Genomic DNA, 11,811 nt, shown 5'->3' on the forward strand with positions numbered 1-11,811 from the left:
CAGCCCGTAAAGGGGCGCCTAAATATCCAATCAACCAGCACAGAACAGCCCGTGACTAGACCACGGGCGGGTTAACAGTGCCTTAAATACCTGCCTCGACAAATGGCACGGTCAGGGCCAGGGCCGCGTCCAGGGCGCTGGCGTCCACACCACCGCCTTGCGCCATGTCCGGACGACCGCCGCCCTTCCCGCCCACTGCCGCAGCGGCTTGCTTCATCAAATCACCGGCCTTGAGTTGGCCAGTCAGGTCCTTGGTTACACCGGCAACCAGCACGACCTTATCCTCATGGACACTGCCGAGCAGGATCACTGCGCGGCCGAGCTTGTTCTTCAACTGATCGACCAGGGCCAACAGCGCCTTGCCGTCCTGACCATCCAGGCGTGCCGCCAGGACTTTCACGTCCTTGACGTCCACCGCAGAAGCCGACAGATCGTCGCCCGCCGCGCTGGCTGCCTTGGCCTGCAACTGCTCCAGCTGTTTTTCCAGCGCACGGTTGCGCTCCAGCACGGCGGACAGCTTGTCGATCAGGTTGTCGCGGCTGCCCTTGACCAGGCTGGCCGCTTCCTTGAGTTGTTCTTCAGCCGCATTCAGGTAGGCCAGGGCCGCAGCACCGGTCACCGCTTCAATACGACGTACGCCCGACGCCACGCCACCTTCGCTGATGATTTTCAGCAGGCCGATGTCGCCGGTACGGTTGGCGTGGATACCGCCACACAGTTCTACCGAGAAATCGCCACCCATGCTCAGTACGCGCACGTTGTCGCCGTACTTCTCGCCGAACAGCGCCATGGCGCCCTTGGCCTTGGCAGTCTCGATATCGGTTTCTTCGGTTTCTACCGGGGTGTTCTTGCGCACTTGCGCGTTGACGATGTCTTCCAGGGCCTTGATCTGCTCAGGCTTGATCGCTTCGAAGTGGCTGAAGTCGAAACGCAGGCGCTGGCTGTCGACCAACGACCCCTTCTGCTGGACGTGCTCGCCCAACACCTGGCGCAGTGCAGCGTGCAGCAAGTGCGTGGCCGAGTGGTTCAGCGCGGTTGCGTGGCGTACGTCGGCATCGACCTGGGTGTCTACCGGCGCACCCACGGTCAAGTTGCCCAGCACCAGCACGCCGTGATGCAGGAACGCACCGCCGGTCTTGGTGGTGTCGCGCACTTCAAAACGACCCGACGTTGAGCTGAGGAAACCACAGTCACCGATCTGGCCGCCGGACTCGGCGTAGAACGGCGTCTGGTCCAGGACCACAACGGCCTCGTCGCCTTCATTCAGAACGTCGACCGACTTGCCATCTTTATAGAGGGCCACGATCTTGGCCGAGCCAACGGTCGCCTTGTAACCGGTGAACTCGGTGGGCACGTCAACCTTGACCAGGGTGTTGTAGTCCAGGCCAAACGAACTGGCGGAACGGGCGCGCACGCGCTGGGCTTCCATCTCACGCTCAAACCCGGCTTCATCGATGGTCAGCTCGCGCTCACGGGCGATGTCGGCGGTCAGGTCCATCGGGAAGCCATAGGTGTCGTACAGCTTGAACACCACATCGCCCGGCACCACGGTGCCTTTGAGCTCAGCCAGGTCCTGCTCCAGAATCTTCAGGCCGTGTTCCAGGGTCTTGGAGAACTGTTCTTCTTCGGCCTTGAGCACGCGCTCGATGTTGCCCTGCTGCTGCTTGAGTTCCGGGAAGGCATCGCCCATCTCGGCAACCAGCGCGGCGACGATCTTGTAGAAGAAGCTACCGGTGGCGCCCAACTTGTTACCGTGACGGCAGGCGCGACGGATGATGCGACGCAGCACGTAGCCACGGCCTTCGTTGGACGGCAGTACACCGTCGGCGATCAGGAAACCGCAGGAACGGATGTGGTCCGACACCACCTTGAGGGACGACTGGCTTTCATTGGCGCAGCCAATGGCCGCGGCCGACGCGCTCAACAGGTTGGTGAACAGGTCGATCTCGTAGTTGGAGTGAACGTGCTGCATCACCGCACTGATCCGCTCCAGGCCCATGCCGGTGTCTACCGACGGTGCCGGCAGCGGATGCAACACGCCATCGGCGGTGCGGTTGAACTGCATGAACACGTTGTTCCAGATCTCGATGTAACGGTCGCCGTCTTCTTCCGGCGAGCCCGGTGGGCCGCCCCAGATGTCGGCGCCGTGATCGTAGAAAATCTCGGTGCATGGGCCGCACGGGCCGGTATCGCCCATGGTCCAGAAGTTATCGGAAGCGTAAGGCGCACCCTTGTTGTCGCCGATGCGAATCATGCGCTCGACGGGCACCCCGATTTCCTTGGTCCAGATGTCATACGCTTCGTCGTCCGTCGCGTAGACAGTCACCCAGAGTTTTTCCTTGGGCAGCTTCAACACGCCGGTCAGGAAGGTCCAGGCGAAGGTAATCGCGTCTTTCTTGAAATAGTCACCAAAGCTGAAGTTGCCCAGCATTTCGAAGAACGTGTGGTGGCGGGCGGTGTAACCGACGTTTTCCAGGTCACTGTTCTTGCCGCCGGCACGTACGCACTTCTGGCTGCTGGTGGCGCGGGTGTAGGCGCGCTTTTCCTGGCCCAGGAAGCAGTCCTTGAACTGGTTCATCCCCGCGTTAGTGAACAGCAGGGTGGGGTCATTGCCTGGGATCAAGGAGCTGGAGGAGACACGGGTGTGACCTTGCTCTTCGAAGAAGCGAAGGAAGGCTTCACGGATTTCTGCGCTTTTCATAGGTTCTTCCACGGAGGCTGCGGCCAAAGGCCAGTGCGCAACATCATCAGACGGAGCGACGGCAAAAGGCCGCATTATATCGGCCCTTTGCCGGTGGTACAGCGTGTTTATGCGATAGAGAGGTTCAATTAGACGGTCAGCACGCTCATTTGCGCGAAAATTCGACGAATGCCTTGAGCACTTGCTCGATCTGCGCCCGGCTCACATCCAGATGCGTCACCATGCGCAGGCGCGGCGCGGCACTCAACTTGATCCCACGTTCGGCGGCAAACGCCTTCAAGGCCTCTGCCCGGTCGCCGATCTGCACGTAGACCATGTTGGTCTGCACCGGCTCCACCGCGTAACCGGCGTTGCGCAATTCATCGCCCAGCCATTGCGCATTGGCATGGTCGTCGGCCAGGCGCTGCACCTGGTGGTCCAGGGCGTACAGCCCCGCCGCCGCCAGGGAACCGGCCTGGCGCATGCCACCACCGACCATCTTGCGCAAACGACGCGCCTTGGCGATCAACGCCGTGGAGCCGCACAGCACCGAGCCGATCGGCGCACCGAGGCCCTTGGACAGGCACACCGACACCGAGTCGAAATGCTGGGCGATCGCCCGCGCATCGACCCCGAGCTTGACCGCCGCGTTGTAGATTCGCGCGCCATCCAGATGCAGGGCCAGGCCATGTTCGCGGGTAAACGCCCGCGCCTTCGCCAGGTAGTCCAGCGGCAGCACCTTGCCCTGCATGGTGTTTTCCAGGGCCAGCAGGCGGGTGCGGGCGAAGTGGAAGTCGTCCGGCTTGATGGCGTCGAGCACGTGGTTCAGATCGAGGGAGCCATCCGCCTGCACTTCCAGCGGTTGCGGCTGGATCGAACCCAGCACCGCCGCACCACCGCCTTCGTATTTGTAGGTGTGCGCCTGCTGGCCGACGATGTATTCCTCACCACGCTCACAGTGGGCCATCAGCGCCAGCAGGTTGCTCATGGTGCCGGTGGGCACGAACAGCGCGGCCGCAAAGCCCAGGCGCTTGGCCAGCTCGGCCTCCAGGCGGTTGACGCTGGGGTCTTCGCCGTAGACGTCATCACCGCTGACGGCGGTGGCCATGGCGTCGAGCATGCCAGGGGTGGGTTGGGTCACGGTGTCGCTGCGCAGGTCGATCACAGACATGAAACAAGCCTCGAATGGGTTCATTAAGCTTCTTATGAGGATGATTACTGCGGGCAAAGCCACGGAATATCAAGCCCCACGCGTTCTCAATCGAATACCAACCAAACAAACCGATATAGCTTATCGATACGGCGCTCGTGCAGTTTATGAAAAACCATGTTAAAAACTCTCCGCCACCAGGGTTCTGGTGGCAACGTTCTCAGGGCGGGGTGCAATTCCCCACCGGCGGTAATTGCACGCAATGTGCATAGCCCGCGAGCGCTTGGCGCCTCGAACTGCTCACGCAGGACGGCGACAAGGTCAGCAGACCCGGTGTGATCCCGGGGCCGACGGTCATAGTCCGGATGAAGAGAGAACGGGATTGGCACCTAAGGGCCGCACGCTGAGCGCATGCCTGCATGACTCGGCGGTTCGTACCCTTAAATCCCATTCGATTCATAACGCCCTGTTTTTTTCTTAAACAGGAGTCAGAACATGCAACCCACCGCAATCGACAGCAAAAGCAAAAACCATCACGGCGAGCGCGTCGCGTTTATCCAGGCCTGCTGGCACAAGGATATTGTCGACCAATCGCGCAAAGGCTTCCTCGCCGAAATGCTCGCCCAGGGCTACCAGGAATCGGACATCGATTTCTTCGAAGTCGGCGGCGCCTTTGAAATGCCCCTGCACGCCAAGCTGCTGGCCAAGACCGGCCGTTACGCCGGTATCGTTGCCGCCGCGCTGGTGGTGGACGGCGGGATTTATCGTCACGAATTCGTCGCCCAATCGGTGGTCAGCGGCCTGATGCAGGTGCAGCTGGAAACCGAAGTGCCGGTGTTCTCGGTGTCCCTGACGCCGCATCACTTCCATGCCGGCAGCGAGCACCACGCGTTCTTCCACGATCACTTCGTGCACAAGGGCCAGGAAGCTGCGCGTACGTGCGCCGACACCCTGCACAAGGTGCGGGCGATCCGTCGCAGCGAGCAAAAACTCGCCGTCTGACCCGCTCACGCATAAAAATGCCCTGACAAGCTCGCTTGCCGGGGCATTTTTTTATGGCACGTGTATATCTACCGCCTGGACCACGCCCACCTCTTATTAAGTAAGGACCTCAATCCTTGCCTGAAACCAGAGGTCACGCGACATGAATTCAACGCCCACCCTTCATCCCCCCAGAAACGCCGACGGCACCTACGTCATTGACGCGAACATCCTGACTGGCAACCCCCGCTACGATCAAATGGGCGAGCGCCCCGGCGGGTCGGACCTTATCGAAGTACATAGAATCCTTGAAGACGAGAATGTGCGGATCGAGCGCAAGCTGTTCAAGGTCGAAGGCGTCGATCAGCTGTGCATCACCACCTTCGACCAGCCTGACACGGTGAACATCTTCGCCACGTCCCCGCCTGCGGGTGCGTTATCGACGCTGACCGTGCAGATCAACCAGCCGCGCTACGAAATCACCCTGAACTGGCGCACCCAGACCTTGGTGCTCAATACCCAGGGTGGCAATGACCGTATCCACCTTGACGATGACGTGATCGTGCCGGTGTTTGTCCTCAGCGGCGCCGGGGATGATCGCGTGCTCAGCGCCGCCAAGAACGCCAGCCTGGATACCGGGCCGGGAAATGACTTCATCTCGGCCATCAACGGCCGCTGCCACATCGAGGCAGGCGAAGGCGACGATGAAGTCCACGGGTACCAGGATATCCACATGACGGTGTACGGAGGTCCCGGCAATGACGACATCAGCGGTGGCCGCGGTTCAAGCTATATCGATGGGGGCACAGGGAATGATCATATTGTGGGCGGCGCAGGGCACAACATTCTCATCGGTGCGGGCGGCAACGACCGGATCAAGGCCGGGCCCGGCAGCAATGTGATTTACACCGGCGATGGCCTCAACGATGTGACCGGCCTCAAGGCCAACGACATCACTTACTTCAACGTGAAAAGCAACCTCACGGTGGATTGCGCCCTGTTTATGCACCCGGGCATTCCCGAAGACTTGCCTGCCGGCGTACTGGCTTCCCATGCAATCCATCTCGAACCCAAGGCCGTGGCTCACAGTGGAATTGCCATCCAAGGCGGCGCGCAATTCGTGGAGCGGGTCAACGACGACTTGCGCTTTCTGCTCAGCTCCCCCACCGGTCAACGGCTGCTGGTTGAGTTGGAGCAGGCCGCCCAGGTCAGCGGGCAACCGGTCACAATCCATGAGTTTTACCCCGAACCCAACGGGTTGTTCGTGCCAGACCAGAACACCGCCGATTTGTCCTACATCCAAAACGGTAAGCGGGGAAGTCCGTCCTACGGTGGCAAAATCTGGTACAACACCACCGATATCGTCCCGGGAACGCCCAGTGTGATCAACCTGTTCCATGAACTTTGCCATGCCTACAATTCCATCAGCGGCACCAAGCTGGAGGGTATGAGCCCGGATGGCATTGACGGTAACAAGCCGCGAAACCCGATACCCAACTCGGAACTGCAAGCGGTCGGCCTGCCGACGACGGCCCCGCCCTTCGACTTTGACGCAGACCCCACCACCCCAAGCACCAACACCAACCCGCACGCGTTCAGTGAAAACGGGCTACGCCAGGAGCTAGGGCTGCCCCTGCGCAAGCAGTACGCGCTCTAGGCCAGCCCCTGCTCGGTGGTCGGCACGATCAGGATGCCTGCCCGCAAACCATTCTTCACCTTCGGGTTAGGGAAGATGATGCGCGCGCCCTCCTCCTCGATCACCCAGCGGGTCTTGGCGACATCTTCGGCCAGCAGGTAACCCTTGGCCAACGGTGAAAAGTTCTCCACGTCCGGCGGCAGGTGCATCAGGAACCCGTCACTGTGCTTGATGACTTCACGGGAGACGGCGAACAGTTGCAGGCCATCGAGGCTCTCGGTGGCCGGCTCAGTGCCTTCGATGATCTGCTTCAGGCGCGTTTCCAGGCGGGACACGTCCACCCCCTGGTTCTGCCCGAACGGCCGCGCCTTGCCCAACTCCAGGGTGAAGGCCTCGGCGTCCAGTTGCTCGTAGGTAAATGCCGAGAAGGTGATCGAGGCCTTGTTCTGCAGCAGCACCGCTTGCATGCCGGCAGCGTTCAGGCGCGCCAGCTCGTGGCGCGAGTGCTGGCGCCCCTCCTTCCAGGGGTACAGCGCAAACTGCTCGATCTTCGAGCCGCGAATGGCGGTGTGCAGGTCGTAATGCAGGCGCGAACGGCCAGGCTGGCTGAAGAAGCTGCGGGCCAACTGTTCAAGCTCGGCGGCGCGCATGGCTTCGGGGCCGATGTTTTTTTCGTGACGGCCGTTGAACAGCCGGTTGATGTCCAGTTCAAGGTAACGCTCGCCGCGGCGCATGGCCTCGGGGTTGCCGAACAGGAACAGAATACGGGTGCGGGGCTTGACCTCCCCACGGGCGATGCCATGCAACAGGCGGTCGAGCAATTCGATCGGCGCGGTTTCGTTGCCATGGATGCCGGACGACAGCAGCAGGTCGCGGCCATTGTCCGTTGCTTGCGGCGGGCGCACTTCGAGTGCGCCCTCGCTGAGCCAGCGCATCTGCACGCCGTCGACAGTCAGTTGAATTTTTTGCGCCGGTTCGCGACCGGCGAGGGTCAGTTCAAGCAGTTTGCCAAGGGCGAGCATACGCAGCTTCCTTAGTGGTTGCAGCCTGGGCCGTGGACGTGATCGTCGTCATCACCGTCAACGTCGGCCGGTTCCATTTCCAGCTGCAGGCTCATCAGGTTGGTGGCCAGTGGGCGCATCAGCAGGTTGGCGTATTCGGAGTCGCCTTCTTCCACGTCCACGCCGATCAGCAGTTGGCCACGGCCGTCGTGCTGGATCCAGATTTCCTTGCCCTGCCAGACCACGGCGACGCGGGTGCAGGAGGTTTCCAGCTGGGTGCCGTCGGTGTCTTCAAGGATCAGTTGCAGGGTGTCGGTGGTCATAAATAATTCTCAGCCATAGGGTGTAAAAAGAGGTGGCGTTAATTGATCTGGAAAGGATAAACCGAGCCCAGTTTAAGGATTTGCGTCAGTTCATCCAGTGCCGTCCGGCACTCAAGCAGCAATTGCGGGTCAGCCAGGTCGGTTTCGCGCAGGCTGTCGCGGTAGTGCTTGTCGACCCATTGGGTCAGTGTGTCGTACAACGGCGCGGTCATGATAACCCCTGGGTTCACCGCTGCCAGCTCCGTTTCGTTCAGGGCCACACGCAAGCGCAGGCACGCCGGGCCACCGCCGTTCTGCATGCTTTGCTTGAGGTCGAAGACTTTCACTTCGCGGATCAGCCCAGCGGACGCTGTCAGGCCTTGCAGGTAATGCCATACGCGCTCGTTGGCGCGGCATTCTTCCGGCACGATCAGCAGCATCGAGCCGTCGGCGCGGGTCAGCAACTGGCTGTTAAACAGGTAGGAGCGCACCGCGTCCTCGACGCTGACCTGGGCACGCGGCACGCACACCGACTGGAAGTTGCCGCCCAGCGTGCCCAACTTGCCCTGCAACTCGGCCAGCATCTGTTCGGTATTGAGGAACGCATCCTCGTGATAGAACAGCACCTCGCCGTTGCCCACCGCGATCACGTCGTTGTGGAACACGCCGGCATCGATCACCACCGGGTTCTGCTGGGCGTAGACCACGCCTTCATCCTTCAGGCCATGCAGGCGTGCGACGGCCTGGGAGGCTTCCAGGGTCTGGCGCGCCGGGTACTTCTGGGGGGCCGGGTAACGAGGATCGAACGCGCTGCGCCCGAACACGAAAAACTCCACGCCCGCTTCGCCATACTCACGGCAGAAACGCGTGTGGTTGGCCGCGCCTTCGTCGCCGAACTGCGCCACCGCCGGCAACGCGGCGTGGTGGGCAAAATGTTTCTGGTCGGCAAACATCGCCCCCAGCACGCGGCTGGTGGTCGGGTGTTCGATGCTGCGGTGGTATTTGCAATTGAGGTTGGCGGCGGTGAAATGCACGCGGCCATCGGCGGTGTCGGCGCTTGGGCTGACGGTGGCGGCGTTGGCTACCCACATGCTCGATGCCGAGCAACTGGCGACCAACAACGGCATGGCTTGTTTAGCCGCCTGCTGGATGACCTGGGCGTCGGTGCCACTGAAACCGAGGTTGCGCAACGCCGCTACGTCCGGGCGCTCCTGGGGGGCGAGCACGCCTTGCACAAAGCCCATGTCCATCAGGGCCTTCATTTTCTGCAGGCCCTGCAACGCCGCTTCCTTGGGGTTGGAATGCTGCTGGCTGTTGCTCTGGGATGCGACGTTGCCAAAGGACAAACCGCCGTAGTTATGGGTCGGCCCCACTAGACCGTCAAAATTGACTTCATAGGATTTCATCGGCGAGGCTCCACGAACATCTGTTTTTATAGGCTTCAAATTACTTGAATACACCACTGAACCCCTGTGGGAGAGGGCTTGCCCTCGATAGCAGTGGATCAGTCACCTGATTCATCAACTGACACACCGCCATCGGGAGCAAGCCCCCTCCCACATTTAGATCAGCGTAATGCCGGGGGTTAGCGTGGCCGGGACCACCAGGCTTGGCGTTTCAAGCGACGCCACCGGGTACGCACAATAATCCGCCGCGTAATACGCACTGGCGCGATGGTTGCCCGAAGCCCCTACCCCACCAAATGGCGCGGTGCTCGCGGCGCCGGTCAGCTGTTTGTTCCAGTTGACGATGCCGGCACGGCTTTCCAGCCAGAATTGCTGGTAACGCGCTTCGGAATCGGACAACAAGCCCGCAGCCAGGCCGTACTGGGTGTTGTTGGCTTCGGCAATCGCCGCCGCGAAATCAGCGTAGCGGATCACCTGCAACAGCGGGCCGAACAGTTCTTCGTCTTCGCGCTCGGTCACGCCGGTCACGTCGATAATGCCAGGGGTCAGCAAGGCGGCCTGGTCCTGTGGCTGGGTCATCTCCAACAACGCCACGGCGCCATTGGCCAACATCAGCTCCTGGGCGTCCATCAAGGCTTTCGCCGCTGCCAGGGAAATCACCGAGCCCATGAACGGTGGCGGTTGCTGGTCGAACGCGCCGACTTCAATCGTCGTACTCACCGCCACCAGCCGCGCCAGCAACGCATCGCCCCAGGCGCCTTCCGGCACCAGCAAGCGACGGGCACAGGTGCAACGCTGGCCCGCAGAGATAAACGCCGATTGGATGATGGTGTAGACCGCCGCATCCACGTCGGCCACTTCGTCCACCACCAGTGGGTTGTTGCCGCCCATCTCCAGGGCCAGGATCTTGTCCGGGCGCCCGGAGAACTGCTGGTGCAGATGATTGCCGGTGCGGCTGGAACCGGTGAAGAACAAGCCGTCGATACCAGGGTTGGCGGCCAACGCAATGCCGGTTTCCCGCGCGCCTTGCAGCAGGTTCAACACGCCCGCCGGCAAACCGGCGTCGATCCAGCACTGCACGGTCAGCTCGGCGACTTTCGGGGTCAGCTCGCTGGGTTTGAACAGTACGGTGTTACCCGCCAGCAACGCCGGGACGATATGCCCGTTGGGCAGGTGCCCCGGGAAGTTGTAGGGACCAAACACCGCCACCACGCCGTGGGGCTTGTGGCGCAATACGGCGGTGGCGTCGCCCAGGGGGCCGCTCTTCTCGCCGGTACGCTCGCGGTAGCTTTGCACCGAGATCGCGATCTTGTTGGCCATGCTGGCGACTTCGGTGGCCGACTCCCACAGCGGCTTGCCGGTCTCTTCGCCGATGCAGCGCGCAATGTCATCGGCGCGGCTTTTCAGGCTCGCGGCGAAGGCTTCCAGCACGCTGATGCGCTCTTCCAGCGGGCGCCGGGCCCAGGCCGGGAACGCCTGGCGCGCGGCCTGCACGGCCGACTCGACCTGCTCGACCGTGGCGCCATTGCCGGCCCACAGCACCTGCTGGGTCACCGGGTTACGCGATTCAAACAGTTCACCCTGGCCAGCCAGCCAGCTACCTGCGATATACAGCGAATTCATTATTTCGACTCCCGAGCAGCAGACAACGGTACGGCACGCACTTGATCACCCACCACCAGTTGCAGGCGCTTGGCGGTTTGCGGATCGACCACCAGCGTGCCTGCCGCCAGGCGCGCCGGTGCGGCGGTGATGCGGCAATCTTCGCGTTTGCGGTTATGGATCAGGAACGGCGTGGCGTCGTCCCCCGGCGTGCCGATGGCCAACACCAGCGACTGGCTGTCGCGCACCGCACGGATCTTGGCGGTCTCGCACTCCACCGCCGGGCCGGCGTCGAAAATATCGACGTAGCCCTGGTAGCTGAAACCTTCGCTCTTGAGCATGCTCAGCGCCGGCTCGGTGTCCGGGTGGACCTTGCCGATCACGTTGCGCGCGTCTTCGGAGAGGAAGCAGCTGTACAACGGAAACTTGGGCATCAACTCAGCGATAAATGCCTTGTTGCCCACGCCAGTGAGGTAATCCGCCTGGCTGAATTCCATCTTGAAGAAGTGCCGGCCCAGGCTTTCCCAGAACGGCGAACGCCCGGCGTCGTTGGACACGCCACGCATCTCGGCGATGATCTTGTTGCCAAACAGCTGTGGGAACTCGGCTATAAACAGCAGGCGCGCCTTGGCCAGCATGCGGCCGTTGAGTCCGTTGCGGTAATCGGCATGCAGGAACAACGAGCACAGCTCGGAATTGCCGGTGAGGTCGTTGGCCAGAAACAGCGTCGGAATCTCACGGTAGATATTCAGTTCCTGGGAGGCGCTGACCGTCAGGCCGACCCGGAAGTTGTACCAGGGCTCGCGCAGGCCGACGGCTCCGGCGATGGCGGAAATCCCCACGACGCGACCTTCGTCGTTTTCCAGCACGAACAGGTAGTCGGCATCCCCGCGCCCGGCGTCGCCGCGAAAGGTTTTTTCCGCCCAGCCAACCCGATGCGTCAGGCGCTCTTCGTTGGCCGGCAAGGTGGTGAGGCCGGTGCCGGTACTGCGCGCCAGATCAATCAGGGCCGGTAAATCGCTGCTGCGTACGGGACGAACGATCATGCTATCT

The 11,811-nt window shown here is 61.8% G+C and carries 9 protein-coding genes and 1 riboswitch; of the genes, 2 read left to right on the forward strand and 7 right to left on the reverse strand.

Going from position 1 to position 11,811, the window contains the following annotated elements; translation table 11 throughout:
• Positions 1-82: 82 nt before the first annotated feature.
• Positions 83-2,701, reverse strand: a complete 2,619-nt coding sequence (gene alaS / locus FIV39_RS18590) for an alanine--tRNA ligase (RefSeq protein WP_146371578.1) — start codon at positions 2,699-2,701, stop codon at positions 83-85.
• A gap of 145 nt (positions 2,702-2,846) precedes the next feature.
• Positions 2,847-3,851, reverse strand: coding sequence for a low-specificity L-threonine aldolase (gene ltaE, locus FIV39_RS18595; protein WP_090409780.1), 1,005 nt, complete (start codon positions 3,849-3,851; stop codon positions 2,847-2,849).
• Positions 3,852-4,042: 191 nt separating this feature from the next.
• Positions 4,043-4,212: riboswitch (FMN riboswitch) on the forward strand.
• Between the two features lie 113 nt (positions 4,213-4,325).
• Between ltaE and FIV39_RS18600 the strand changes: the two genes are divergently transcribed.
• A complete protein-coding gene (locus FIV39_RS18600; protein WP_090400447.1) occupies positions 4,326-4,832 on the forward strand; it encodes a 6,7-dimethyl-8-ribityllumazine synthase in 507 nt (168 codons plus the stop codon).
• 142 nt (positions 4,833-4,974) lie between these two features.
• On the forward strand, positions 4,975-6,468 hold the full coding sequence (locus FIV39_RS18605; protein ID WP_090400448.1) for a M91 family zinc metallopeptidase: 1,494 nt from the start codon (positions 4,975-4,977) through the stop codon (positions 6,466-6,468).
• Here the strand turns inward: FIV39_RS18605 and astE are convergent.
• The 5 genes from astE to astA all read right to left on the reverse strand — a co-directional run bounded on the left by astE (position 6,465) and on the right by astA (position 11,804).
• On the reverse strand, positions 6,465-7,469 hold the full coding sequence (gene astE / locus FIV39_RS18610) for a succinylglutamate desuccinylase (RefSeq protein WP_090400449.1): 1,005 nt from the start codon (positions 7,467-7,469) through the stop codon (positions 6,465-6,467). The genes FIV39_RS18605 and astE overlap by 4 nt on opposite strands.
• Before the next feature lie 11 nt (positions 7,470-7,480).
• Entirely contained in the window at positions 7,481-7,771 is a 291-nt protein-coding gene (locus FIV39_RS18615) for a topoisomerase II (RefSeq protein WP_090400450.1), read from the reverse strand.
• Between the two features lie 38 nt (positions 7,772-7,809).
• Complete coding sequence (astB, locus tag FIV39_RS18620; RefSeq protein WP_090400451.1) at positions 7,810-9,156, reverse strand: N-succinylarginine dihydrolase; 1,347 nt, start codon at positions 9,154-9,156, stop codon at positions 7,810-7,812.
• 156 nt (positions 9,157-9,312) lie between these two features.
• Positions 9,313-10,782 (reverse strand): succinylglutamate-semialdehyde dehydrogenase, encoded by a 1,470-nt coding sequence (gene astD, locus FIV39_RS18625; RefSeq protein ID WP_167361140.1) that lies wholly within the window; start codon positions 10,780-10,782, stop codon positions 9,313-9,315.
• Positions 10,779-11,804: an arginine N-succinyltransferase gene (astA, locus tag FIV39_RS18630; protein WP_027607767.1), complete on the reverse strand. Its 1,026-nt coding sequence runs from the start codon at positions 11,802-11,804 to the stop codon at positions 10,779-10,781. Before astA ends, astD begins: the two co-directional genes overlap by 4 nt.
• Positions 11,805-11,811 lie beyond the last annotated feature (7 nt).

Source organism: Pseudomonas grimontii (genome assembly GCF_007858185.1).
In the GTDB taxonomy this organism is placed as follows: domain Bacteria; phylum Pseudomonadota; class Gammaproteobacteria; order Pseudomonadales; family Pseudomonadaceae; genus Aquipseudomonas; species Aquipseudomonas grimontii.

Excerpts from the sequence above, each read along its gene's own strand:
- alaS (WP_146371578.1), bottom strand. The coding sequence starts at position 2,701 with ATGAAAAGCGCAGAAATCCGTGAAGCCTTCCTTCGCTTCTTCGAAGAG.
- FIV39_RS18605 (WP_090400448.1), top strand. The coding sequence starts at position 4,975 with ATGAATTCAACGCCCACCCTTCATCCCCCCAGAAACGCCGACGGCACC.
- astE (WP_090400449.1), bottom strand. The coding sequence starts at position 7,469 with ATGCTCGCCCTTGGCAAACTGCTTGAACTGACCCTCGCCGGTCGCGAA.
- ltaE (WP_090409780.1), bottom strand. The coding sequence starts at position 3,851 with ATGTCTGTGATCGACCTGCGCAGCGACACCGTGACCCAACCCACCCCT.
- astB (WP_090400451.1), bottom strand. The coding sequence starts at position 9,156 with ATGAAATCCTATGAAGTCAATTTTGACGGTCTAGTGGGGCCGACCCAT.
- FIV39_RS18600 (WP_090400447.1), top strand. The coding sequence starts at position 4,326 with ATGCAACCCACCGCAATCGACAGCAAAAGCAAAAACCATCACGGCGAG.
- astA (WP_027607767.1), bottom strand. The coding sequence starts at position 11,804 with ATGATCGTTCGTCCCGTACGCAGCAGCGATTTACCGGCCCTGATTGAT.
- FIV39_RS18615 (WP_090400450.1), bottom strand. The coding sequence starts at position 7,771 with ATGACCACCGACACCCTGCAACTGATCCTTGAAGACACCGACGGCACC.